The organism is Billgrantia sp. Q4P2, assembly GCF_052806135.1.
In genome coordinates, this window is sequence record NZ_JBRBAI010000010.1 from 114397 (window position 1) to 136656 (window position 22260).

General features: G+C 62.6%; 22 protein-coding genes. 14 read left to right on the forward strand and 8 right to left on the reverse strand.

The annotated features are described in order from the left end of the window. The first annotated feature begins 123 nt into the window (after positions 1–123). Positions 124–1542 (forward strand): bifunctional enoyl-CoA hydratase/phosphate acetyltransferase, encoded by a 1419-nt coding sequence (locus ACUY1T_RS17085; protein ID WP_446024777.1) that lies wholly within the window; start codon positions 124–126, stop codon positions 1540–1542. After that, positions 1539–2759, forward strand: coding sequence for an acetate/propionate family kinase (locus tag ACUY1T_RS17090; RefSeq protein ID WP_446024778.1), 1221 nt, complete (start codon positions 1539–1541; stop codon positions 2757–2759). Before ACUY1T_RS17085 ends, ACUY1T_RS17090 begins: the two co-directional genes overlap by 4 nt. Positions 2760–2775: 16 nt before the next feature. On the opposite strand, the gene ACUY1T_RS17095 is transcribed toward ACUY1T_RS17090, so the two are convergent. Continuing rightward, entirely contained in the window at positions 2776–4170 is a 1395-nt protein-coding gene (locus ACUY1T_RS17095) for an aminotransferase-like domain-containing protein (RefSeq protein ID WP_446024779.1), read from the reverse strand. A gap of 97 nt (positions 4171–4267) precedes the next feature. Here ACUY1T_RS17095 and ACUY1T_RS17100 point away from each other — a divergent pair, with 97 nt between their 5' ends. Beyond that, positions 4268–4870: a LysE family translocator gene (locus tag ACUY1T_RS17100; RefSeq protein WP_446024780.1), complete on the forward strand. Its 603-nt coding sequence runs from the start codon at positions 4268–4270 to the stop codon at positions 4868–4870. A 28-nt stretch (positions 4871–4898) separates the two neighbouring features. On the opposite strand, the gene ACUY1T_RS17105 is transcribed toward ACUY1T_RS17100, so the two are convergent. Both ACUY1T_RS17105 and ACUY1T_RS17110 read right to left on the reverse strand, forming a co-directional pair. Continuing rightward, positions 4899–5846 carry a threonine ammonia-lyase gene (locus tag ACUY1T_RS17105; protein ID WP_446024781.1) on the reverse strand — a complete coding sequence of 316 codons (948 nt, stop codon included), beginning with the start codon at positions 5844–5846 and terminating at the stop codon, positions 4899–4901. A 9-nt stretch (positions 5847–5855) separates the two neighbouring features. Continuing rightward, positions 5856–6473: an exopolysaccharide biosynthesis protein gene (locus ACUY1T_RS17110; RefSeq protein ID WP_446024782.1), complete on the reverse strand. Its 618-nt coding sequence runs from the start codon at positions 6471–6473 to the stop codon at positions 5856–5858. 297 nt (positions 6474–6770) lie between these two features. Here ACUY1T_RS17110 and ACUY1T_RS17115 point away from each other — a divergent pair, with 297 nt between their 5' ends. Both ACUY1T_RS17115 and ACUY1T_RS17120 read left to right on the forward strand, forming a co-directional pair. Next, a complete protein-coding gene (locus tag ACUY1T_RS17115) occupies positions 6771–8486 on the forward strand; it encodes a methyl-accepting chemotaxis protein (RefSeq protein ID WP_446024783.1) in 1716 nt (571 codons plus the stop codon). Positions 8487–8584: 98 nt separating this feature from the next. After that, entirely contained in the window at positions 8585–9388 is an 804-nt protein-coding gene (locus ACUY1T_RS17120) for a class I SAM-dependent methyltransferase (protein WP_446024784.1), read from the forward strand. Positions 9389–9526: 138 nt separating this feature from the next. On the opposite strand, the gene ACUY1T_RS17125 is transcribed toward ACUY1T_RS17120, so the two are convergent. After that, positions 9527–11056: a diguanylate cyclase gene (locus ACUY1T_RS17125; protein ID WP_446024785.1), complete on the reverse strand. Its 1530-nt coding sequence runs from the start codon at positions 11054–11056 to the stop codon at positions 9527–9529. Positions 11057–11343: 287 nt separating this feature from the next. Between ACUY1T_RS17125 and ACUY1T_RS17130 the strand changes: the two genes are divergently transcribed. After that, a complete protein-coding gene (locus ACUY1T_RS17130) occupies positions 11344–12177 on the forward strand; it encodes a helix-turn-helix domain-containing protein (RefSeq protein ID WP_446024786.1) in 834 nt (277 codons plus the stop codon). On the opposite strand, the gene ACUY1T_RS17135 is transcribed toward ACUY1T_RS17130, so the two are convergent. Next, entirely contained in the window at positions 12163–12756 is a 594-nt protein-coding gene (locus ACUY1T_RS17135; protein ID WP_446024787.1) for a LysE family translocator, read from the reverse strand. The two genes, ACUY1T_RS17130 and ACUY1T_RS17135, sit on opposite strands and share 15 nt — an antisense overlap. Before the next feature lie 73 nt (positions 12757–12829). Then, a complete protein-coding gene (locus tag ACUY1T_RS17140; protein ID WP_446024788.1) occupies positions 12830–13513 on the reverse strand; it encodes a type 1 glutamine amidotransferase domain-containing protein in 684 nt (227 codons plus the stop codon). A gap of 186 nt (positions 13514–13699) precedes the next feature. On the opposite strand from ACUY1T_RS17140, the gene ACUY1T_RS17145 reads away from it, so the two are divergent. Beyond that, positions 13700–14173 (forward strand): GFA family protein, encoded by a 474-nt coding sequence (locus tag ACUY1T_RS17145; RefSeq protein ID WP_446024789.1) that lies wholly within the window; start codon positions 13700–13702, stop codon positions 14171–14173. 19 nt (positions 14174–14192) lie between these two features. Here ACUY1T_RS17145 and ACUY1T_RS17150 read toward each other — a convergent pair whose 3' ends face one another. Next, on the reverse strand, positions 14193–14618 hold the full coding sequence (locus ACUY1T_RS17150) for a DCC1-like thiol-disulfide oxidoreductase family protein (protein WP_446024790.1): 426 nt from the start codon (positions 14616–14618) through the stop codon (positions 14193–14195). A 310-nt stretch (positions 14619–14928) separates the two neighbouring features. Between ACUY1T_RS17150 and ACUY1T_RS17155 the strand changes: the two genes are divergently transcribed. The 5 genes from ACUY1T_RS17155 to ACUY1T_RS17175 all read left to right on the forward strand — a co-directional run bounded on the left by ACUY1T_RS17155 (position 14929) and on the right by ACUY1T_RS17175 (position 19725). Then, the gene (locus ACUY1T_RS17155) at positions 14929–15312 is read left to right on the forward strand and encodes a nuclear transport factor 2 family protein (protein WP_446024791.1); all 384 of its coding nucleotides are present in this window, start codon (positions 14929–14931) and stop codon (positions 15310–15312) included. Positions 15313–15480: 168 nt separating this feature from the next. After that, positions 15481–15639 carry a DUF3309 domain-containing protein gene (locus tag ACUY1T_RS17160; protein ID WP_263583565.1) on the forward strand — a complete coding sequence of 53 codons (159 nt, stop codon included), beginning with the start codon at positions 15481–15483 and terminating at the stop codon, positions 15637–15639. 162 nt (positions 15640–15801) lie between these two features. Then, a complete protein-coding gene (locus ACUY1T_RS17165) occupies positions 15802–16548 on the forward strand; it encodes an SDR family oxidoreductase (RefSeq protein ID WP_446024792.1) in 747 nt (248 codons plus the stop codon). A gap of 407 nt (positions 16549–16955) precedes the next feature. Then, positions 16956–19148 (forward strand): OsmC domain/YcaO domain-containing protein, encoded by a 2193-nt coding sequence (locus ACUY1T_RS17170; RefSeq protein ID WP_446024793.1) that lies wholly within the window; start codon positions 16956–16958, stop codon positions 19146–19148. A gap of 100 nt (positions 19149–19248) precedes the next feature. After that, positions 19249–19725 (forward strand): LabA-like NYN domain-containing protein, encoded by a 477-nt coding sequence (locus ACUY1T_RS17175; protein WP_446024794.1) that lies wholly within the window; start codon positions 19249–19251, stop codon positions 19723–19725. A 163-nt stretch (positions 19726–19888) separates the two neighbouring features. Here ACUY1T_RS17175 and ACUY1T_RS17180 read toward each other — a convergent pair whose 3' ends face one another. Next, the gene (locus tag ACUY1T_RS17180; RefSeq protein ID WP_446024795.1) at positions 19889–20491 is read right to left on the reverse strand and encodes a glutathione S-transferase family protein; all 603 of its coding nucleotides are present in this window, start codon (positions 20489–20491) and stop codon (positions 19889–19891) included. 149 nt (positions 20492–20640) lie between these two features. On the opposite strand from ACUY1T_RS17180, the gene ACUY1T_RS17185 reads away from it, so the two are divergent. Both ACUY1T_RS17185 and ACUY1T_RS17190 read left to right on the forward strand, forming a co-directional pair. Continuing rightward, on the forward strand, positions 20641–21537 hold the full coding sequence (locus ACUY1T_RS17185) for a LysR substrate-binding domain-containing protein (protein WP_446024796.1): 897 nt from the start codon (positions 20641–20643) through the stop codon (positions 21535–21537). A 30-nt stretch (positions 21538–21567) separates the two neighbouring features. Further along, a complete protein-coding gene (locus tag ACUY1T_RS17190; protein ID WP_446024797.1) occupies positions 21568–22218 on the forward strand; it encodes a dihydrofolate reductase family protein in 651 nt (216 codons plus the stop codon). The last annotated feature ends 42 nt before the right edge of the window (positions 22219–22260 follow it).

Genomic DNA, 22260 nt, shown 5'->3' on the forward strand with positions numbered 1-22260 from the left:
TCGCTCGAGGGGCGCAAGCGCTTGCCTTCGCCTTGAGCGTGACCGATGCTATCGGCTGAGGCTTGCTGCGTTGCAGTATTCGGCGCCGCTCGGTTCATCCCACCTTCGATCAAGGCACAGCGCATGGACAGTCAGGGGCAGTGGACGGATAACGGTCATATCGAAAACCGCACCTTCGAGGAGATACAGGTTGGCGATTCGGCATCGCTCGAGAAGCGCCTGACCCTCGACGACATCAAGCTCTTCGCGATCATGTCCGGCGATATCAATCCGGCCCACCTCGATGACGATTTCGCCAAGAGCACGCGCTTCCAGGAAGTGGTGGCCCACGGCATGTGGGGCGGGGCGCTGATCTCTACCGTGCTGGGCACCGAGCTGCCCGGGCCGGGCACCATCTACCTGGGTCAGACCCTGCGCTTTCGCAAGCCGGTACGCCTCGGCGATGTACTCAGGGTCAGCGTTCGCGCCCAGAGCAAGGATGGCCAGCACAAGCGCATCACCTTTGAGTGCCTGTGCACTAACCAGAACGGCGAGACCGTCATCGAGGGCGAGGCGGAGGTCCAGGCGCCCACCGAGAAGATTCGGCGGCCACGTGCCGTGCTGCCGCGGATACGACTGGCCGAGCGGGCGCGCCTGCACGAGATGCTCAGTGCCGCCGAGCATCCCGCCCCGGTAAGCATGGCGGTGGTGCACCCGGTGGACGAGGTCTCGATCCTTGGAGCCTATGAATCGGCGCGCCAGGGGCTGATCCATCCGGTACTGGTGGGGCCAAGGGCAAAGATCCATGCCGCCGCCGAAGCTGCCAGTATCGACATCGGCGAGTTCGAACTCATCGACGTACCGCACAGCCATGCCGCGGCGGCCGAGGCCGTGGCGTTGGTCCGGGCAGGCCGGGTGGAGGCGCTGATGAAGGGGGCGCTGCACACAGAAGAGCTGCTTCACGAGGTAGTCAAGCGTGACACCGGCCTGCGCACCGAGCGCTGCCTGAGCCATGTGATGGCCTTCGACGTGCCGACCTACCCTCGGCCGCTGTTCATCACCGATGCGGCGATCAACATCTATCCCACCCTCAGCGACAAGAAAGACATCGTGCAGAACGCCATCGAGCTGGCTCATGCGGTGGGCAACGAATTGCCCAAGGTGGCGATCCTGTCGGCGGTGGAAACGGTCAACCCCAAGATATCATCCACCGTGGAGGCCGCTGCCCTGTGCAAGATGGCCGAGCGCGGTCAGATTCGCGGTGGTGTGCTCGACGGCCCGCTGGCCTTCGACAATGCCGTCTCCGAGGCCGCAGCTGCCGCCAAGGGTATCGTCTCGCCGGTGGCGGGGCGCGCCGACATCCTGGTAGCGCCGGACCTCGAGTCGGCCAACATGCTGATGAAGCAACTCACCTATCTGGCCGATGCCACCGGCGCCGGGCTGGTGGTCGGCGCCCGGGTGCCCATCGTGCTCACCAGCCGCGCCGACGATGCCATTACCCGCATGGCCTCCTGCGCCTTGGCGCTGTTAGTGGCCGAACAGCAGAAGAAGGCCAGGGCATGAGCGGCGAGATACTAGCCATCAACAGTGGTTCCTCGAGCGTCAAGTTTGCTCTGTTCGAGGCGGCATACGCGAAGAAACCCAAGAGCCTGACGCTGCGCTGCCGCGGCCAGTTCTCGGGGCTCGGTGACCAGGCGCGGGTCGAGCTGGGAGCGGGTTTCGACGAGGCTGCTGATGAAGCGTACACAGCCGCGCTGCGCAACGTGCCGCCCATGCTGGGTCACCAAGGTGCCCTGGCTCGCCTGCTCGAATGGATCGAAGCGAACCCGGCTCTGGGCGATCTTCGCGCCGTGGGCCATCGGATCGTCCATGGTGGTGCGCGCTATCGCGACCCGGTGCGTCTCGACGAGACGAGTCTTGCCGAGCTGGAGGCGCTGGTGGCGCTTGCGCCGCTGCATCAACCCTATGGCCTGGCACCGGTGCGGGCGCTGGCTGGCCTGCGTCCGGCGCTGCCCCAGGTTGCCTGCTTCGATACCGCTTTTCACGCCACCCAGCCAGCGGTGGCCCAGACCTTCCCACTGCCGCGCCGGTTCCGTCAGGAAGGCGTGATTCGCTACGGCTTCCACGGGCTCTCCTTCGATTACGTCAGCCGTGCCCTGGCCGAGCAGGTATTGCCGAAGCACCACCAGGCGACGCCGGGCGGGCGCGTGGTCATTGCCCACCTGGGCAACGGAGCCAGCCTGTGTGCGCTACGTGATGGCAGGAGCGTGGCCGCCACCACCGGCTTCACCGCGCTGGAAGGACTGATGATGGGCACGCGAAGCGGCAGCCTCGATCCCGGCCTGGTGCTGCACCTGATCCTGCAGGAGGGCATGTCCGCCGAAGCCGTCCAGCGCATGCTCTACAAGCAGTCAGGACTGCTCGGCGTCTCCGGCATCAGCGGCGACATGCGCGAACTGCTGATCAGCGAGGCACCCGAGGCAGCGGAGGCCATCGAGCTGTACGTCTACCGCATCGTGCGTGAGATCGGCAGCCTGGCGGCGGCACTTGGCGGGCTCGATCATCTCGTCTTCACTGCCGGCATCGGCGAGCATGCCGCCCCGGTGCGTGCCGCCATCGTGCAGGGCTGCGAGTGGCTCGGCGCCGGGCTGGATGCCGGTGCCAACGCCGACCATGCGACCAATATCGCCGCCGCCGACAGCCAAGTGGGACTATGGGTCATCCCTACCGACGAGGAGCGCATGATTGCCTGGTATGCCGCCGCCGAGCTGACTCGTTAGTCGTCAAACCCTGGAGCTACAGTGTCTGCCAAGGGGCGGCGGGGGGCTCGGCCAGCAGTTGGGCCAGCGTATCGAGCGCCTGGGCCAGGACCTCGCGCGAGGGCGCGGCACTGAGGCAGAGCCGCAGCGCCTGGGGCGCGGGTTCGCTGCCGACGCAGAAGGGTTCGGCGCTGCTGACCAGCACTCCGCGTCGTGTCAGTGCTTCCACGAACACGGCACTGCGCAGCCCTTCCGGCAGCGGCAGCCACAGGTTGTTGCCATGAAGGCGGCCGCTCGTGGCGTAGCCGGCCAGGCGCTGGCGCGCCAGTTTCTGGCGTTCGCCCAGCTCCTGAACCAACCATTCGAGCAGAATGTCGCTGTCGCCGCAGGCCACCCAGCGGCATACCGCCTCGACCATCAGCGGCGGCACCATCCAGCTCTGGGCTCGCAGCGTCGTGCCCAGCCGGTCGCGCAGCGCCGGCGGCGTCAGCAGGGTGCCGATGCGCAGGCCGCCGGCCAGCACTTTCGACGTACTGAAGATGAACAGCGTGCGCTCCGGGGCCAGGCGATAAATCGGCGTGCCGCGCTCAGCCTCGGGCAGGTACTGCACGCCATCCTCGACGATCCAGAAGTCGTGGCGCCGTGCCAGGGCCACCAGACGCTCGCGCCGGGCTTCGCTCAACGGCGTGCCGGTGGGGTTGTTCTGGTCCGGCGTGACATAGACGAGGCGTGGCGGCTGCTGAACGCAGAGCCGGGCCAGGGCGTCCATGTCCATGCCCTGGTCGTCCATCGGCACGCCCAGCACCTTGAGGTGCGCTTGGCTGGCGGCGGTGATCAGGCCGGGGTAGGTGAGGACATCGGCGGCGATGCGCTCGCCTGGCCGCGTCAGCGCTTGCAGCGCCAGATTGATCCCATGCTGTCCACCCTGGGTGACGACCAGCGGCTCGGGCTCGGCGGGCATGCCCAGGCGGGTCATCCAGTCGGCAAGCTGCTCGCGGTGGGCAGGTACGCCGCGGTCCGGTTGGTACTCCACCGCGCGCTGGAGAATCTCGGGCTGCTCGGCTATCTCATGCAGTACGCGTCCCAGGGTGGCGACACGCATCGGATGCGGGGGCGGCAGGCTCAGGCTGAGGTCGACGATGCCGTCCTCGACGGGACGGCTGGCCAGGAAGTCCTGGCCTGACGGAGCCTCGTTGCCGCGCACGAAGGTGCCGCTGCCCACTCGGGCCACGACCCACCCTTGGCGCTCGGCTTCGGCATAGGCGCGAGTCACGGTGCCCACGGTGACCCCCAGGCGGTCGGCCAGCCTGCGCTGGGGAGGCAGTTTCTGCCCGGCGGAGAGTTCGCCGGATTGAATCGCCACGGCGATGGATTCGGCAATGGCACGGTAGCGAATGCCATCTTCAGCAAGCTGTGGGACCCACATTGTCATGGTGACAATAAAACCTTTGACGCGGTATCTGGACTCATTATGCTGACAATTGTGCGCACTATCCAATCGAATTTCTTAATTGTATGGGTTCAATGACATGGAAGCTCTGGCGTTCCTCGGGCCTGCGGCCCTCTACATGATCTCGATGACCATCACTCCCGGCCCTAACAACATGATGCTCACGGCCTCCGGAGCCAACTACGGCTTCATGCGCACCCTGCCGCACATCTTTGGCATCCTGGGCGGCTGTTTTCTATTGTTCGCCGGCATCGCCCTGGGGTTGGGGTTGATCTTCGAGCGCTACCCGGCGGTACAGATGACCCTGCGCGTCATTGGCAGCGCGTATCTGCTTTACCTGGCCTGGAAGATCGCCACGGCGCCGCCGCCCGATATACGCCAAAGGAGTGAAGGCAAACCGCTCAGTTTCTGGCAGGCGGCGGCCTTCCAGTTCGCCAACCCGAAGGCGTGGGTGATGGGCCTGGCACTGATAGCAGGTTTTCTGCCGGAGGGCGGCGATCCGATAATGAACGCCTTGTTGCTGGCTGCCTTCGCCGAGCTGGTCGGGCTGCCGTGCATCGCGCTGTGGGCGGGCTTCGGCGTGGCCATCGGCCAGTGGCTCGATACGCCACGCGCCTGGCGAATCTTCAACTGGACGATGGGCGGGCTCACCGCGGCCTGTGTCTACTTCATTCTGGCGTGATGCCCCGAACAGCCGGGAGCGGCTGGAATCAAAGGAACGGTTCCAGCTCTTCCCGGCTCATGTTGCCGCCGGTGATCACCACCACGACATCGCCTGCCGGCGGCAGCGTGACCGCGCTGTCTAACAGGGCGGCGATTCCCACCGCGGCTCCCGGTTCCGCCATCAGCTTGGCCTGGTAGAGCAGATGGCGCATGGCGCGTCCGATAGCGGCCTCGTCGACCTGTACCAGAGCCCGGACGGTTTCGCGGCACATGGGGTAGGTGTGTTCACCGACGATGGCCGCGCCCAGGCTCTTGGCACAGGTTTCGACGCTAGCCAACCGTGCGGGTTGGCCCCGGGCCCAGGCCTGGGCCATGCTGGCGGCGCCACTGGGCTCGACGCCGATCACCGCCAGTTCGGGGCGCAGTGCCGCGGTAGCCGAACCGATACCGGCGATCAGGCCACCGCCGCCCACCGGGCAAAGAATGGCCGTGGCTTCGGGGGCTTGCTCGAGGATCTCGAGCCCCACGCTGCCCTGGCCGGCAATGATGCGCTCGTCATCGTAGGGGTGCACCAGGGTCAGGCCGCGTTCTGCCACCAGCTCATGCATCCGCTCCCAGGCCGCATTGATATCGCCGTGCAGGATTACCTCGGCGCCCAGCTCACGGCTGCCATCCACCTTGAATTGGCTGGCGTTCTCCGGCATCACGATGGTGACCGGCACGCCGGCCTGGCCCGCCGCCCAGGCGAGCCCCAGGGCATGATTGCCCGCTGAAACCGCCCCCAGACCTCCGGCCAACTCCTTCTGGCTGGCCGTGCGCACCCAGTGCAGGCCGCCGCGCGGCTTGAACGAGCCGGTGCGCTGGAACAGCTCAGCCTTCAACCATACGCGACGGCCGAGCCGATCCGACAGAACATGGTCGAGCAGCAGGGGCGTGGGAGCGAGGGTATCGGCAATGAGGCGTTGGGCTGACTGCAGGCGTTCGAGCGGGAGCATGTGACACTCCTACAGCAGGCTGTAGAGAATGGTGAACAGGCTTGCACCGGTAATGATGAAAGCCAGGATCGACAGCAGGCCGTCACGTGCCATGATCGACAGGCCGAAGAGGGTCAATGCCACGCCAGCAATATTGACCGTCAGCGGCACCAGCTCCATGGGCGGCATGGCAAGCGAAAGCACGAAACACGCCAGTGCGGTGAGCTGAATGCCGCGTGGGCCGGTCATGAATGAGATGCGCGGATGCAACAACCGGTCGATCCATTGGGCAGGCTTGTACATCCAGCCGAGACCGGTGCGAACCTTGTCGCTGGGCAGTGTACGGTTGCGTAGCCAACCCGGCAGCCAGAAGGTGCGCCGGCCGACGAGAAGTTGTACGCACACCAGCAGGGTGAACAAGGCCATCAGTGTAGGCACACCGGGAATGCCGCTGACGATGGGCATCAGCGTGACCAGGCCGGCCAGCAGCAGCAGCGGGCCGAAGGCGCGCCGGCCGATGGCGTCCAGCACCTCGTCGAAGCGGATGCGCCCAGAGGGTGTGTCGATCGATTCGATGGCTTGCATGAGTTCGACCAGGCTATGCGGCTCCGTGACTTCATCCTCTTTCGTGTCTCGTGAGGCCTGCATCCTTTCTCCCATTGGCTCTCCCTTTGCGTGCACAAGAACTCCTGATGGCTCACAGCATAGCGCCAACGCGGCGAGATGTGCTCATGCCGCCGCCGTCTCTACCCGCCCTGACCGGATCGTCGGCCGGTTCGGGCCAGACCGAAGCGGAATTGCTGGCGCGCGCTTATGCCGTTGCTCTATATCCAGAGATCGAATTTGTCTTCCACGTTTTCTCAACTTTTCGCTTCGCGGGCCGATGGGATAAGTGAAACCACCCGAATCGCAAAAAAACAGAACGCGCCATGCAAGGGGCTATCAATGAAGAACCTATCCATCAAATGGAGCCTGACAGCAGCACTCGCGCTACTGGTGCTGATGATCGGCTTGATCAGTGGGCTGGGGTTCTACTCCAATGCCAAAAGCGAAGCGGCCCTGCACGAGCTAGCGGAAACCAACATGAAGCTGGCCGACACGGCCAACCGTGCGCAGGTGAACGTGCTGCGCGCGCAAGCCTTCCTGGACCGCTATGCCAGTCTCAGTACCCAGGGCAACCCGGACAAGGCCCGTGAGAACCAGCAGCTGGCGGTGATAGCGATAGAAACGGCACAGCAGCGCTTCGCTGAATTTCGCGAGGTGCCTCTCGATCCGGCGGATATCCGTACGCCATACGTGACGGCCATCACCGAGGCCTACGAGGCGCTCGTCAACGAGAGCCTGGTTCCGCTGCTGGATGCCGCGCCGTTCCAGGTCCAGCGTAGCCAGGACCAACTGGCCGAGTTGGGCACGGAGCTGGACGAGGCCATGGACGCCTTTATCCACTATATCGAGGAGCGCAGCATCAGCTCCATCGAAGAGGTCGAGGCCCTGGATCGGCGCGTTGGGATCACTGCTACGACGCTGTTGGTGGCGGCGCTGGCGGCCGCCTTCCTCATTCGCCTCGCCCTGATGCGCGTGGTGGTCACGCCGCTGCGCGAGGCGATAACGCACTTCGAGCGCATCGCCGATGGTGACCTGACGGCACGCATCGAGGAACGTGGCCGCAACGAGATCGGTCAGCTCTATAGTGCGCTCGGGCGTATGCAGGAGAAGCTCAAGACGCTGGTGGTCTCGCTGCGCGACAGCAGCGAGAACGTCTTCACCGGGGCCGGCGAGATTGCCACGGGTAGCCAGGATCTCTCTTCGCGTACCGAGCAGCAGGCCTCGGCCCTGCAGCAGACCGCCTCCAGCATGGAGGAGATGGCCTCCACGGTGAGCAAGAACACCGACACGGCCATCGAGGCCGACCGGCTTTCCGCTTCCGCGTCGCAAACCGCCGAGGCTGGTGGCCAGGAAGTCGAGCGTACCGTCGAGCTGATGCGTGAGATCGCCGAGAGCGCCAAGCGTATCAACGACATCATCGGCGTGATCGACTCCATTGCCTTCCAGACCAACATCCTGGCGCTGAATGCTTCGGTCGAGGCGGCCCGGGCAGGGGAACAGGGCCGCGGCTTCGCCGTGGTGGCCAGCGAAGTGCGCTCCCTGGCCAGCCGCAGTGCGGAATCGGCCAAGGAGATCCGCGGCCTGATCGAAGCCACTACCTCACGTATCACCAGCGGTGCCGAGCAGGCCGAGCGTAGTGGCCAGACCATCAACGAGACCGTCGACTCGATCCGTCAGGTGAGCGCACTGATGGCCGAGATCTCCACCGCCACGCGGGAACAGAACAGCGGCATCGAGCAGATCAATACCGCGCTGAACGAAATGGATTCGGTGACCCAGCAGAACGCTTCCCTGGTGCAGCAGACCAGTGCCGCTGCCGCCTCGCTGGAAGATCAAGCTAGCCGGCTTGCCGCGCTGATCGCTACCTTCCGCGTCGACGAGCGGGCCACTTCGACAACGGCAAGGGTCGACCGCCAGGCCGATGCACAGGGCGAGCAACGAGGCGACAAGGTGGAGGAAAAGGCAGGGCCGCATCAGCTCGTTCGGCTGGCCGACCCCAAGCCGTCGAGTTCTCGCCAGCGCTCCACGGCGGAGGAGGATTGGAGCGAGTTCTGATGCTCGCCACGGTCCTCGCAAAGCCGACCCCGACACTGGCTGCTAGACTGGGAGCACCGACAAAAGCACAGGGTTGAGAATGCCCGGGGTGGTGCGCAATGAGCGACTCGATCGACTACGAGGCCATAACCGCGGCTCAGCAGGGAACCTGGGCGACTGGCGACTTTCACCAGATCGCCCGGCAGAACGTCTGCATGGCAGAAGCCCTCTGCGAAGCGGTGGATCCGCACCCCGGCGAGCGGGTGCTGGACATCGCTTGCGGTAGCGGTACGGCGGCATTGGTGGCCGCGCGAAGATACTGCGAGGTGGCCGGTATCGACTACGTGCCTGAGTTGATCGAACGCGCCAGGCAGCGTGCCACGGCCGACGATCTCGAGGTCGAGTTCGAAGTGGGCGATGCCCAGGCCCTGCCATACCCCGATGACAGCTTCGACGTGGTGCTTTCGATCTACGGCGTGCAGTTCGCACCCGACCAGAGGCGGGCAGCACAGGAGATGCTGCGTGTGCTGCGACCGGGCGGCAGGATCGGTCTGGCGACGCCCATCCCGGAAGGCTGGAGCGGTGACTTCTTCGCTACCAACGCCAAGCACATGCCACCGCCGCCGGGGCTCACCCCGCCGCTGCGCTGGGGAACCGATAACGGGTTGGCGGAACTGCTTGGGCAGGACACGCGCTCGATCCAGAGTGAGAAGCGTACGGCCTGGCAGTACTACCGTTCCGTGGACCATGCCGTGGAACTTTTCCTGGCCTATTTCGGCCCGGCCATACGGGCCTCCGAGAAGAGCGACAAAGAGGCCCTGCGGCAGGATCTTCACAAGGTATTCGAGCGCTACAACCGCGCCATCGACGGTACGGCCATTCTCGAGAACACTTACTACCTGACCGTGGCCGTGCGTGCCTGATCGCTAAGCAGGCTGCCTGTAAATTTTTGTTTGAACAAAGGCTTGGAACACGCTGCTGCGAGCCAGGAAGGACCGCAAAAGGAGCGCGAACCCTGGTACTTCGCAGCGGCACGGGGCGGGTGGTCGGCTACCCTGCTATCAGCCGTGAACCCTTGCTTTGCGGCGCTGGCTCTTGTCGTCGTACATACGCTCGTCGGCCAGGCCCAAAACCTCTTGGGCGGGCGTTTCGGTGGAGCTGGCACTGCCCAGGCTCAAGCGAAGCTTCAACGCCACATGCTCGCCCTGAGCGGTAGTGATCATGCAGTGCTGGCCTTCCAGGTGGGTCCTGATCAAGCCGGCCAGGCGGTTTGCTGCGCCCAGGTCGGCGGACGGAAACAGGACGATGAATTCGTCGCCGCCATAGCGCGCCAGGATATCACTGGCACGGCAGTGCACTTGTAGACGTTCGGCCACAGTGGTGATGAGCTGGTCGCCAGCGACGTGGCCATACCGATCGTTCACCTCCTTGAGTCCGTCGACATCCATCATCAGCACGGCAAAATCAAGGCTCGGCGACTGGGACTTGCCCTGGATGCTCAGTTGAAGCGCCGATTCGAAGAAGCCTCGATTGTACAGCCCGGTCAGCCCGTCGCGTTCCGCCGTTTTCTTCAGCGCCAGATGCAGCAGTTTATTCTCGGTGGCCGCTGCCAACTGGTCGACGAACAGGGTCAGCATGCGCTCCAGGGGAGCGTCCAGTTTGGGCGCGCGTACGATCAGCCAGCCATCGTACATGCTAAGACGACCCTCCATCCGGGTGGCGTACAGCTGTTCGCCGTCGGTCTTCGCGCGCAGCTTGATCGTGCTCTCCTGCCGCGCCTGGAGCGTCGCCAACAGGCCGCCCAGTTGACGCTCGTCCTCGGTGCCAAGGCGAAGACCGGCAACGGCCGCGTAGCGTGTCACCTCGGGGCGCTGCTGCTCCTGAAGGAAGACGGCAAAGCCGTACTCGGGAAAATCGGCATGCAGATGCTTCAGGGAATCGTCCAGCAAGGTATGGATGTTCGAGGCACGATTGGCCACGACACCGAGATCGAGCAGGGCATGAAAGACCCGGTTCTGGAACTTGATCTCGACGATGCTGCGACCGATCTTGCGATTCTGCCCGTACATGACGTGGGCGATCGCCAGGAAGTAGACCACTGCGCCTGCGCCCTGGTAAATGTCCAGCCCGGCACTGACGTAAGGTCGGAAATCGAAACCCGTCAAAGCCCCCCAGCCCAGGGCTCCGCCGGCAAACAGCGTCATTGAGGTAGCCATTCGGCGCAGGCCGCCGACCACCATATTGTTCATGAAGCAGGCAAGGCCGATGGAAAGGGTGGCCAGAACGTAGAAATCCAATACGCTGCACCAAACGCCAAACAGCACGCTATCGAACAGCAGGTTCTTGAATTCGGCTTGCTTCGAGTTCTGGGCTCTTGCCGCGTGGAGGTACGCCACCGCAGGCCACAGCAGCAGGAAGAGCCCTGGCAGAATCAACGACCAGCCTCTGCCCTCGTCCAAAGCAATCCATAGCGTGAGCCCGAAGGTATGGCAAAAGGCGAAGCTGCGCGGGGCCAGTGTCGCCAGGGCGAGACGGTGAGGACGCTTGAGCGGGTGTCGCGCGCGAGAGAAGGAGAATTTGAAATTTTGCAAGGTATAGGTCTGATTTTGCCTGCAATAGAATTAGACGACGTCAATTCGATCGGCTGGGCCGTCTCAAACGGATTTGCGATTAGCCTAGCACTTGTGCAGGCCGCAAGCAGTAGTCAACTCATCCTTTGCAGCTCCTTGGTCATGTCCGCCATGCTGTGTACGTGTGCTCGGCTAGCTGCTCGAACCTGTGCATTTCCCACGTCGTTCGCTTTTCTGCAAAGCGGCAATGGTGGCAGCGCTGCCCGGCGAGCGTTATCTTGAGGCATCGGTACTTTCGGAAGCCCGCCATGTCGGATGCCACCAAGCCCCTGTTCTGGCGCGACCCGCGCATGCCCCACGTGGAGCTGCGCAAGGTCGAAGACGGCCGCAAGATCTGCTATGCACCGCATAGCCATACGCATTGGTCGCTGGGCGCCATTACCGCGGGGGAGAGCACCTTCCGCTACCGGGAGGATCGCTACCACGTGCATGCCGGCACCCTGGTGATGATGAATCCCGATTGGATGCACGCCTGCAGCGCCATCGACGATCGGCCTTGGGCCTACCTGATGCTCTACGTCGATACCGACTGGCTGATCGAGCTGCGCTATCAGGCCGGGCTGTTGGCGTCGCCGCGCTGGCAGGATTTTCCCACCGCCGTGATTCGCGCGCCCACATGGTATGAAGGCTACTGCCATATGGCGACCTGCTTGCTCGATCCGAGCCGCGACCTGCTCGATAGGCAAACGGTCGTGGTCGAATACCTCTCCGCCCTGATGCACGAACTGGCCGGTCAGCCGGCACGGCCATTGCCACGGGCGCCAGCGAACCTGCGGCAGCTTGCTGCCTACCTGGACGCGCACGCGGCGGAGGATATCTCCCTCGATGACCTGTGCGAGCGCTCCGGCTACAGCCCCGGCCACCTGATTCGTGCCTTCAAGCGTCATTTCGGCTTCACGCCGCATGCCTACCTGATCAACCGACGCATCCAACTCGGCCAGCGCGAACTGAAAGGCGGTACGCCCATCGCCGAAGCGGCATTGAACGCCGGTTTCGCCGACCAGCCGCACTTCCAGCGCACCTTCAAGCGCCTGGTGGCGGCCACGCCGAATCAGTATCGCCAGCCGTCACTCGAGCAGTAGATAGGCACAGCTACCGGCGAGCAGCACCGCCAGCGTGCGGTTGACTGTCACCAGTATCTCGGGCCGGTGAACGTAGCGGCGCAGGAAGGCCCCGGCGTAGACCCAGCTACCCAACGACAACCAGCAGATCGGCAGGTAGAGCGCGGCGAACAGCAACACCTGGTTGAGATCGCTGCCGCTGGTATAGGCACCGATGCCCGAGGCCGATGCCAGCCACGCCTTGGGGTTGAGCCACTGCATGAGTGCCCCCGTCATGAACCCCGGTGCCCGCTGGGCTTCGCCTTCCGGCAGGCGGCCGTCGTCGCGAAACAACCGCCAGCTCAGGTAGAGCAGAAACGCCACCCCCGCCCAGCGTAGAGCCTGTTCCAACCCCGGCACCACCGACAGCACCGAATAGAGTCCCAGTCCCACTGCCACGAACAGCACCACGAAGCCCAGCGTGGCGCCGGTAACGAACACCAGTCCCTGCGAGAGGGGATATCGCGTGCCGCTGCTCAGGCACACCAGATTTACCGGCCCCGGCGAGATCGAAGCCGCAAGGGCAAACGCCGACATCGGCAGAATCATGGCAAGGCTCATCGTCATCCTCCTGGGTGGCAATGAGCCAAGCCTGCCTCGTCGCTAGGGCGCGGTATTGAACGAAATTGAGGTGTTACTTCCCGAGTGCCTCCAGCAGCAGTCGGGCCGTCGGTTCGGAGGAGGGCGGGTTCTGGCCGGTGATCAACAGGCCATCCTGGCGTGTGTAGGGCGTGAAGACATCGGCCTTGGAGTAGTGGGCGCCGCCTTCCTTCAGTGCGTTTTCCACCAGGTGCGGCACGACCTCGGTGAGGCCCACGGCCTCTTCCTCCTCGTTGGTGAAACCGGTGACCTGCCTGCCGCGAATGATCGGGTTGCCATCGGTATCGCGTGCGTGCACCAGCACGATGGGGGCATGGCAAACGGCGGCTACCGGCTTTTGCTGTGCCCAGAAGGTTTCGATCAGGCGGATGGAGTCTGTATCGTCAACCAGATCCCATAGCGGGCCGTGGCCGCCGGGGTAGAAAATGGCATCGAAATCGTCGGCACTGACCTCGCTCAGGCGGTGGGTATTGGCCAGTGCTTGCTGGGCCTCGGCATCCTGCTGGAAGCGGCGGGTCGCCTCGGTCTGGCTCTCCTCGGCGTCGCTCTTGGGGTCCAGTGGCGGCTTGCCACCCTTGGGTGAGGCCAGCACCACCTCGGCGCCGGCGTCCAGGCAGGCGTAGTAGGGCGCCGCCAGCTCCTCCAGCCAGAAACCGGTCGGCTCGCCGGTATCGCCGAGACGGTCGTGGGAAGTCAGTACCATCAGTATACGGCTCATGAAGCTCTCCTTTTCTTGCTGCCGATGGCAACGGGGTCCATGGTAATGGCAGGGGCTATACAGGAGCGTAGTGTGTCTACCGAAGCAAGGTCCAATGAGAAGGCGCCCGTCGGCGTGACGGTCGCTGCTAATCAGCCCTGTTTCTTGCAGTGAGTGGATCCGGTCATTAAGCCAAGGAGGAGCGCCATGTTGCTTGAAGGCTCGTGTCACTGCGGCTCAGTTCGTTTCAGCGTCGAGTCACCACATCCCTATCCCTATCAGCGCTGCTACTGCTCCATATGCCGCAAGACGGCAGGCAGCGGCGGTTACGCCATCAACCTGAGCGGGCTTGCCGAGACGCTACGGGTCGAGGGAAGCGAGCACCAAGGTATTTACCAGGCAGTGATCGACGGCGAAAAGAGTTCCGGTGAGCGCCACTTCTGTAGGCATTGCGCCTCTGCGCTGTGGGTCTATGACCCAAGCTGGCCAGAGCTGGTGCACCCTTTCGCCTCGGCAATCGATAGTGAGCTGCCGGTCCCGCCCGAGCGGGTGCACTTGCTGCTGGACAGTAAGGCCCCATGGGTGGAGGTCGAGGCCAGGGCAGGCGACAAGTGTTTCGCGGGCTACCCGGAGGAGAGTATTGCCGAGTGGCACCAGCGCCGGGGATTGGAAATGCCTTGAACGCTCCACATTGCCAGATTCACTTTCGCGTCAGATTGTCGATACGTTTCTTCCCCAACATCCTCAACAGCCCATTTCGACACACCCGAAGCAGCGGATAGAATCGCGCGGTGCGTTCGGGGCTCGCGAAAAGCCGATACATCAAGCGGTTGAACACGCCGCTGCGGGTGCCAAGCAGGGTGAGGCGGTGCAGGGCCTCGCTGCCGTGGTACCAGCGTTCGCCAATCTGCAGAGCGAAGCCCTGGTCCAGGTCGATGCCCAAGTCCGTGAGCTCCCGGCGCGCTTCGCTGTCCTGCCTGGCGTCGATCAGTTCAAGCTCGCCGACTTCCTTGCGAATGCGTTGCCAACGCACGTAGCCACGGCACATCGGGCATTCTCCGTCGTACACCAGGCGAAGCTGACGGCTCGATGGTTCGTGCTGGCGGGAATGGCTCTCTGCCTGCATCTTGCAAAGACTCCCTTGGTTGGCGACGCTCTATGCACAGCATGAGGGCTATGGAGCGCCGAGGCCAGGCTCTCTGAGTGAGGGAACCTGCATGAACCAGGGATACAAGACACACCGGATCAGGTCGAACACCACGGCGGCTGCAGTCCCGGTGCCGCGCTGCGGATCGAGGCCGAGGAACTCGAGGCGTTTCGTTACAGCTCCATGCAGGACATGACGCCAGGCGATCCGTTTGGCAACCGGCTAACCTTCAGCAATACGATCAGTACCTGAACGCCGATTCCCTTCGGTGACTCGACAGGAGAGCTTCATGGACGATTCGGCGAAGCGTGATCTGATAGAGCGATACATCGCCGCCTACAACCACTTCGACATCGACTCGATGCTGGCCGTGCTTGACCCCGACATCATCTTCGAGAACTACTCGGGCGACGAACTCACCACCTCGGCGAGCGGCAGTGACGAGTTTCGGCAACTCGCCGAGCATGCCAAGGGATTCTTCTCCGAGCGTGTGCAGCGTGTTACCAGCCTGACCTTCAGCCAGGACGGCGCCACGGCCGAGATCGATTACCACGGCCGCCTGGCGCAGGACATTCCCGGCGGACCGAAGGCGGGAAGCCTGATCGAACTGAATGGCGTCTCCGAGTTCACGTTCGGCAGCGAGCGGATTTCCAAGATCGTCGACCGCAGCTGAGTGCAGCAGATGAGGGGCAGGCGTAAAGACGGCCGTCTTCCTATGGTCTAGTGTCAATAAAGGACATGCCTGACGCTTACACATTGAGCACCCCAATGTAAGCCGCATTGATATGTTGCGAGCATCTGCTTCAGCACTGTCCCGCCACTCACTGCTGGGAGATTCAACATGTCAATAGGAACAATTTTGCTAATAATTGTGATTTTGCTTCTGATCGGCGTGATACCCGCCTGGCCCCACAGCAGGGGATGGGGATACGCCCCCAGCGGAGGGCTCGGGCTGGTTTTGATCATACTGCTCATTCTGGTTTTGATGGGTAGGTTATAGCCTGCTGATTCCCTCCCTGCGCCTCGAGTCAGTGTGCCACCTGGGCACCAGAATGGTCGGGCTGCGGTATGACTTCCCATATAGTATGGGAAGATGCGTAGCGATGATTGGATGCTTGCCTTCTGGGCAGCATGACTGCCACGGGACAGCGAGGGAATCACATTGAAAAAGGTCCTGGTGATTACCGGCGGGAGCCGAGGGATCGGTGCGGCAACGGCGCGCCTGGGTGCCGCCAGCGGCTATGCCGTGTGCGTCAACTACCGGCATAACGAAGCCGCGGCGCTCGCTGTGGTCGAAGAGATTGCCCGTGCCGGTGGCAAGGCGATCGCCGTGGCGGGCGATGTCGGCGCCGAGGCCGACGTGGTGCGTCTCTTCGAAGAAGTCGACGAACGGCTCGGCCCGGTCACGGCGCTGGTCAACAACGCCGGCATCCTGGAAACGCAGACGCGCGTCGAAGAGATGGACGCCGCACGCCTGAGCCGAGTTCTCTCGATCAATGTCATCGGCAGCTTTCTCTGTGCACGCGAGGCGATTCGGCGCATGTCGACCCGTCACGGTGGCCAGGGTGGGGCGATCGTCAACGTCTCCTCCATCGCCTCACGGCTTGGCGCGCCCAATGAGTACGTCGACTACGCCGCCGCCAAAGGGGCCATCGACAGCTTCACCATCGGCTTGGCCAAGGAGGTCGCGGGCGAAGGCATTCGCGTCAATGCCGTGCGCCCGGGCGTAATCTACACCGAGATCCACGCCAGTGGCGGCGAGCCCGACCGCGTCGAACGGGTAAAGACAGCAGTACCCATGCAGCGCGGCGGTCAGGCCGATGAGGTCGCCCGCGCCATCCTATGGCTACTTTCCGACGAAGCCTCCTACTCGACCGGTGCGCTGCTCGATGTCACGGGGGGAAGGTAGTCAGTCACGAGCCAAGGTTCGGTGTCGACAGGAAAGGAAGACTGGGTGTCGGCTGCCTGCCAGGCAGTACCAGAGCGGTCATACCCTTAGCCCTTTGTCTATTGGCGTTCAACGTTACTCAACGTTAAATTGAGTAATGAAAGCCGCTGAGACGGCTCAGAAGTAACAGACATAAGTATGCAGGGAACTACCCGGCAAACAAGAAGGATGCGAATGCTACCTTGTTGTTTGCCGGGTAGATTCTTGTTTGCCCTCCAGTCAGGCCCTTCTCGATCCCACTCGCCCGACTCCTACCGTATTCCGCCAGACCTTCTTGTTGTGCTACCGGTTGCCGAAAGGGGCTGGATGGTGTGGTAGACTGCGCGCCTCGGCCTGCGCCTGCGACACTTTCCCACCGGTAGCCCGTCATGGAAATCAAAGTCAATTTTCTCGAAAATCTCAGACTTGAAGCCAAGTTTGACGATTTCACCGTCATCACCGATCAGCCCATTCGCTACAAGGGCGACGGCTCGGCGCCAAGCCCCTTCGACTACTTCCTGGCCTCTTCCGCGCTGTGTGCGGCCTACTTCGTGCGGGTGTACTGCAAGGCGCGCGACATTCCCACCGAGAACATCCGGCTCTCGCAGAACAACATCGTCGACCCCGAGAACCGCTATAACCAGATCTTCAAGATCCAGGTCGAGCTGCCGGAAGACATCTCCGAGAAGGATCGCGAAGGCATCCTGCGCTCGATCGACCGCTGCACGGTCAAGAAGGTGGTGCAGACCGGCCCGGACTTCCAGATCGAGACGGTGGAAAACCTCGACGAGGACGCCCAGGCGCTGTTGATGGTGCAGCCCGACGAGGAGGCCTACACCTGGATCGAGGGCAAGGACCTGCCGCTGGAGCAGACCATCGCCAACATGTCCGGCATCCTCGCGGAGCTGGGCATGAAGATCGAGATCGCCTCCTGGCGCAACATCGTGCCCCACGTGTGGTCGCTGCACATCCGCGACGCCGCCTCGCCGATGTGCTTCACCAACGGCAAGGGCGCCACCAAGGAGAGCGCGCTATGCTCGGCGCTGGGCGAGTTCATCGAACGCCTGAGCTGCAACTTCTTCTACAACGACCAGTTCTTCGGCGAAGAGATCGCGGGCAGCGCCTTCGTTCACTACCCCAACGAGGAGTGGTTCAAGCCGGGGCCGAACGACGAGCTGCCCGAAGGCATCCTCGACGCGTATACCCGCGAGATCTACGACCCCGAGGGCGAACTGCGCGGCTCGCACCTGATCGACACCAACTCCGGCAAGGTCGAGCGCGGCATCGTCGCCTTGCCCTTCGTGCGCCAGTCGGACGGCGAGACGGTCTACTTCCCCTCCAACTTGATCGAGAACCTCTACCTCAGTAATGGCATGAGCGCTGGCAACACGCTGCAGGAAGCCCAGGTGCAGTGCCTTTCGGAGATATTCGAGCGGGCGGTGAAGCGCGAGATCCTCGAGCAGGAGCTGGCGCTGCCGGAGGTACCCATGGAGGTGCTGCAGCGCTACCCGGCCATTCTCGAAGGCATCCAGGCGCTGGAGGACCAGGGCTACCCGGTGCTGGTCAAGGATGCCTCACTGGGCGGCCAGTTCCCGGTGATGTGCGTGACCCTGATGAACCCGCGCACCGGCGGCGTGTTCGCCTCCTTCGGTGCCCACCCCAGCTTCGAGGTGGCGCTGGAGCGCAGCCTCACCGAGCTGCTGCAGGGCCGCAGCTTCGAGGGCCTCAACGACTTCCTGCCGCCGACCTTCAACTCGCAGGCCGTCTCTGAGCCGAACAACTTCGTCGAGCACTTCATCGACTCCTCGGGGCTGGTTTCGTGGCGCTTCTTCAGCTCCAAGAGCGACGTCGAATTCAGCGACTGGGACTTCTCCGGTTCCAACGCAGAAGAAGCCGCCACTTTGTTCGGCATCCTCGAAGAATTGGGCAAGGAAGTGTACGTGGCCGTGCACGAAGACCTGGGCGCGCCGGTGTGCCGCATCCTGGTGCCGGGCTATTCCGAGGTGTACCCGGTGGACGACCTGATCTGGGACAACACCAACATGGCCCTGGATTACCGTGAGGACATCCTCAACCTGCACGCCCTGAACGACGATCAGCTGGCCGACCTGCTGGAGCGCCTGGAAGAGAGCCAGCTCGACGACCACATGGACATCATCACCCTGATCGGTATCGAGTTCGACGAGAACACCGTTTGGGGGCAGCTCACCATCCTCGAGCTGAAGCTGCTGATCAACCTCGCCCTGCAGCAGCATGAAGAGGCGCTGGAGCGGGTCGAGATGTTCCAGCAGTACAACGACAACACCGTAGAGCGCGGGCTGTTCTACCAGGCCGTGGCCGCGGTGCTGGAGATCGTGCTCGACGACGAGCTGGAGCTCGACGACTATATCTACAACCTCACGCGTATGTTCGGCGAGCAGACCATGGCAGCCGTTGTCGGCTCCGTGAGCGGCGAGGTGCGCTTCCACGGGCTAACACCGACCAACATGCAGCTCGAAGGCCTGGAGAAGCATCAGCGCTTGATCGAGAGCTACAAGAAGCTGCATGCCCACCGCGCCGCCAGGGCAGGGGTGGCGTTGTAAGCCGCTTAGCTGTCAGCTTTGCGACACGCAGCGCCCCGGGCCAGCACTGGCCCGGGGCGCTGCGTTTGGTGCCACTATTCAACAAGAATGAGTACATGAGATGGAAAAAGTTGCGATATTCGTTGATGTCCAGAATGTCTACTACACAGTGCGGGAAGCGTACGGGCGTAATTTCGACTACAACAAGTTCTGGGCCGAGGCCACTGCAGGAAGAGAGGTCGTGAAAGCCTTTGCCTACGCCATAGACCGGGGCGACCAGAAGCAGCGAGAGTTTCAGAACATTCTCAGGGCCATCGGGTTCGAGGTAAAGCTGAAGCCTTTCATCCAGAGGTCGGACGGCTCCGCAAAAGGCGATTGGGACGTTGGCATCACCCTTGATGCCATCGAGTACGCCGAGCGGGCAGACGTCATAGTGCTGGTGTCGGGTGATGGCGATTTCGACCTGCTGGTAAATAAGATTCGTGAAGTGCATGGAAAGAAGGTCGAGGTCTATGGCGTGCCTCAGTTCACGGCTGCTTCGTTAATGAGAGCGGCTAGTGAGTATAATCCGATTGATGGTTTTCTATTATTAAGTTAGAAGTTTGGTTTGGCGAGCCGAACTCGTACGCTGCAACGAACACTGAAGACACGCCGACTCTCAGCCAACTGCACAACGACGGAGGCATAAAAGCCATTAGACATCGAGCTTGCAAGGCCAGCTGACGGCAAGCAGCGCCGTCAGCTTCCCGGTCACAATTTTCCTATTCTGCGGTGATTGGACTGTGGTTCGGGTGGGACGCGACGCGATCCAGCCATCGGCAGACGCTGGGGTAGTCTTCCAGTGTGAATCCCCCTTCTTGGGCCACATGGGTATAGGCGTAGAGCGCGATATCCGCGATGGTGTAGCGGTCCGCGACGAACCAGGCCCGTTTTGCCAAGTGCTCGTCCATGACCGCCAACGCTGCGCGCCCCAACGCCTGCTTGCCGGCCAACTGCGCCCTGCGCTCTTCGTTCAGACCAAGGTGAGTCAGCCAGAAGCGCGGTGTGGCGATGTTGGGCTCGTGACTGTACTGCTCGAAGCTCATCCAGCGCAGAACCTGAGCCTGATCCCAGTGGTCCTCCGGCCAATAGTCGCTCCCTTGGGCCAGGTAGTAGAGAATGGCGTTTGATTCGCTGAGAAATCGGCCGTCGTCGAGTTCCAGCACCGGGATCTTGCCGGCAGGGCTCTTATGCAGGAATTCGGGGGCGCGGGTTTCTCCCTGAACGATATCGTAATGACGATATTCATAGGGCTGATTCAGAAGATTAAGCAGCAGGCGTACTTTATAGCCGTTGCCGGAAGGCAGGTAATCGTGCAAGATCATCGTCGTCTCCAGTGAATTGCATGAGAGGGGAGCCGTTCTGGTATTTATCCTCGAACACTGGGGTACAGTGTTCCGCTTTTCCTGAAGCTCGACAAACGAATAGAAATAATATCAGCCATAAGTGGGGCTGATGGATAGAGGCCCCTTACATGGACATGGATCTCCTGCGCACCTATATCGCCGTTGTCGATACCGGTAGCCTGACCCGGGCTGCTCGCCAGGTGCACCGAACCCAAGCCGCGCTCAGCATGCAAATGAAGCGACTGGAAGAGCAGGCCGGCTGCAGCTTGTTCTTCAAGGAAGGTCGCAACCTGGAGCTCACCAATGACGGCAAACGCCTCGTCAGCTATGCTCGCCGCTTGCTGGCCCTGCACGACGAAGCGCTAGTGCAACTGAGAACGGACGCCGCTTTGCCGACGTTGCGCATCGGCAGTCCGGACGACTACGCCCAGAGCCTGCTTCCCTTGTTGGTCAATGCCATTCATGACCAGCACCCAAACGTCCAATTGCAGCTGACCTGTGCGCCTACCACCAAGCTGAGAAACCTGTTGGATGAAGGGGCATTGGACCTGGCCATCCTGACTCGCGCGGTCAATAGTGATGAAGGCCATGTGCTGATGCTCGATAGGGGGATCTGGATACAGCACCCCGAATTCGACTGGCAGCAGCACGAAGCCTTGCCCCTGGCGCTTTATGAAGCCGATTGCAAATTTCATAGCTCGGCTCTGGATGGCTTGAACAAGACGCACCGGCCCTATCGCATCAAGGCACTCAGTGCCAACGCCGGCGCCTTGATGGCTCTGGTTCGACAGGGCAAGGCCGTCACCGCGGCGGCCACGGCTTCCTTGCCGTCTGATTTGATCGAAGTCGATGCCATTCATGAAATGCCGGCACTGCCCAGTATCGATATCGTGCTGGTCAGTGCCTCTTCAGGGCATCCGCTGGTGCCGGCGAGCTGGGCGGGTGAGTTGGCAAGAGCGCTGGCACTCCGGCTCGAGTCCGGTCAGCTTGGATGTCGAAATCCGAGCGGGCCGTTCGATGACTGATTGTGTGTCGTTCCCGTTCAGGAGATCACGATGACTCAGCTGCGCGTGTCATGTTTCAGTATTTCGCTGGACGGGTTTGCCGCCGGCCCCGAGCAGAGCCTGGAAAACCCAATGGGCCTCAATGGCATGGAGATCCATGACTGGGTGTTTCCGACCGCGACGTTTCAGCAAAGGGTGCTGGGCACGCAGGGTGGTGAAACCGGAACCGACGATGACTTCGTGGTGCGCGGCTTCGAGAACGTCGGCGCCTGGATCCTGGGCCGCAACATGTTCGGCCCCGTGCGCGGCCCCTGGCAGGACGAAGAGTGGAAGGGCTGGTGGGGAGACAGCCCGCCTTTTCATGCGCCTGTCTTCGTGCTGACGCATCATGCTCGCGACCCCATCGAAATGGCAGGCGGCACCACGTTCCACTTCGTCACGGAAGGCATCCATGTGGCGCTGGAGCGCGCCAAAGAGGCTGCCAACGGTATGGATGTGCGTCTCGGTGGGGGCGTGGCTACGCTTCAACAATATCTAAGGGCGCAATTGGTCGACGAACTCCACCTTGCCATCACGCCTGCTCTGCTCGGCGCAGGGGAGCACTTGTTCGCCGATATCGACATGCGCGCTCTCGGCTACCAGTGTGTGGAGAGGTCGGCTACCGACAGGGCCACCCATGTCGTCCTCCAAAGGAGGCGTTGAGTCGTACAGCGAAGGCTGGGCCGCCCGATAATGCAGGAGAAT

What these genes read in the sequence shown, in the direction of transcription:
- ACUY1T_RS17185 (WP_446024796.1), top strand. Translation starts at nt 20,641, where the DNA reads ATGGACATGGATCTCCTGCGCACCTATATCGCCGTTGTCGATACCGGT.
- ACUY1T_RS17180 (WP_446024795.1), bottom strand. Translation starts at nt 20,491, where the DNA reads ATGATCTTGCACGATTACCTGCCTTCCGGCAACGGCTATAAAGTACGC.
- ACUY1T_RS17135 (WP_446024787.1), bottom strand. Translation starts at nt 12,756, where the DNA reads ATGAGCCTTGCCATGATTCTGCCGATGTCGGCGTTTGCCCTTGCGGCT.
- ACUY1T_RS17110 (WP_446024782.1), bottom strand. Translation starts at nt 6,473, where the DNA reads ATGCAGGCCTCACGAGACACGAAAGAGGATGAAGTCACGGAGCCGCAT.
- ACUY1T_RS17150 (WP_446024790.1), bottom strand. Translation starts at nt 14,618, where the DNA reads ATGCAGGCAGAGAGCCATTCCCGCCAGCACGAACCATCGAGCCGTCAG.
- ACUY1T_RS17145 (WP_446024789.1), top strand. Translation starts at nt 13,700, where the DNA reads ATGTTGCTTGAAGGCTCGTGTCACTGCGGCTCAGTTCGTTTCAGCGTC.
- ACUY1T_RS17160 (WP_263583565.1), top strand. Translation starts at nt 15,481, where the DNA reads ATGTCAATAGGAACAATTTTGCTAATAATTGTGATTTTGCTTCTGATC.
- ACUY1T_RS17095 (WP_446024779.1), bottom strand. Translation starts at nt 4,170, where the DNA reads ATGACAATGTGGGTCCCACAGCTTGCTGAAGATGGCATTCGCTACCGT.
- ACUY1T_RS17190 (WP_446024797.1), top strand. Translation starts at nt 21,568, where the DNA reads ATGACTCAGCTGCGCGTGTCATGTTTCAGTATTTCGCTGGACGGGTTT.
- ACUY1T_RS17175 (WP_446024794.1), top strand. Translation starts at nt 19,249, where the DNA reads ATGGAAAAAGTTGCGATATTCGTTGATGTCCAGAATGTCTACTACACA.
- ACUY1T_RS17130 (WP_446024786.1), top strand. Translation starts at nt 11,344, where the DNA reads ATGTCGGATGCCACCAAGCCCCTGTTCTGGCGCGACCCGCGCATGCCC.
- ACUY1T_RS17155 (WP_446024791.1), top strand. Translation starts at nt 14,929, where the DNA reads ATGGACGATTCGGCGAAGCGTGATCTGATAGAGCGATACATCGCCGCC.
- ACUY1T_RS17085 (WP_446024777.1), top strand. Translation starts at nt 124, where the DNA reads ATGGACAGTCAGGGGCAGTGGACGGATAACGGTCATATCGAAAACCGC.
- ACUY1T_RS17090 (WP_446024778.1), top strand. Translation starts at nt 1,539, where the DNA reads ATGAGCGGCGAGATACTAGCCATCAACAGTGGTTCCTCGAGCGTCAAG.
- ACUY1T_RS17105 (WP_446024781.1), bottom strand. Translation starts at nt 5,846, where the DNA reads ATGCTCCCGCTCGAACGCCTGCAGTCAGCCCAACGCCTCATTGCCGAT.
- ACUY1T_RS17115 (WP_446024783.1), top strand. Translation starts at nt 6,771, where the DNA reads ATGAAGAACCTATCCATCAAATGGAGCCTGACAGCAGCACTCGCGCTA.
- ACUY1T_RS17100 (WP_446024780.1), top strand. Translation starts at nt 4,268, where the DNA reads ATGGAAGCTCTGGCGTTCCTCGGGCCTGCGGCCCTCTACATGATCTCG.
- ACUY1T_RS17170 (WP_446024793.1), top strand. Translation starts at nt 16,956, where the DNA reads ATGGAAATCAAAGTCAATTTTCTCGAAAATCTCAGACTTGAAGCCAAG.
- ACUY1T_RS17120 (WP_446024784.1), top strand. Translation starts at nt 8,585, where the DNA reads ATGAGCGACTCGATCGACTACGAGGCCATAACCGCGGCTCAGCAGGGA.
- ACUY1T_RS17140 (WP_446024788.1), bottom strand. Translation starts at nt 13,513, where the DNA reads ATGAGCCGTATACTGATGGTACTGACTTCCCACGACCGTCTCGGCGAT.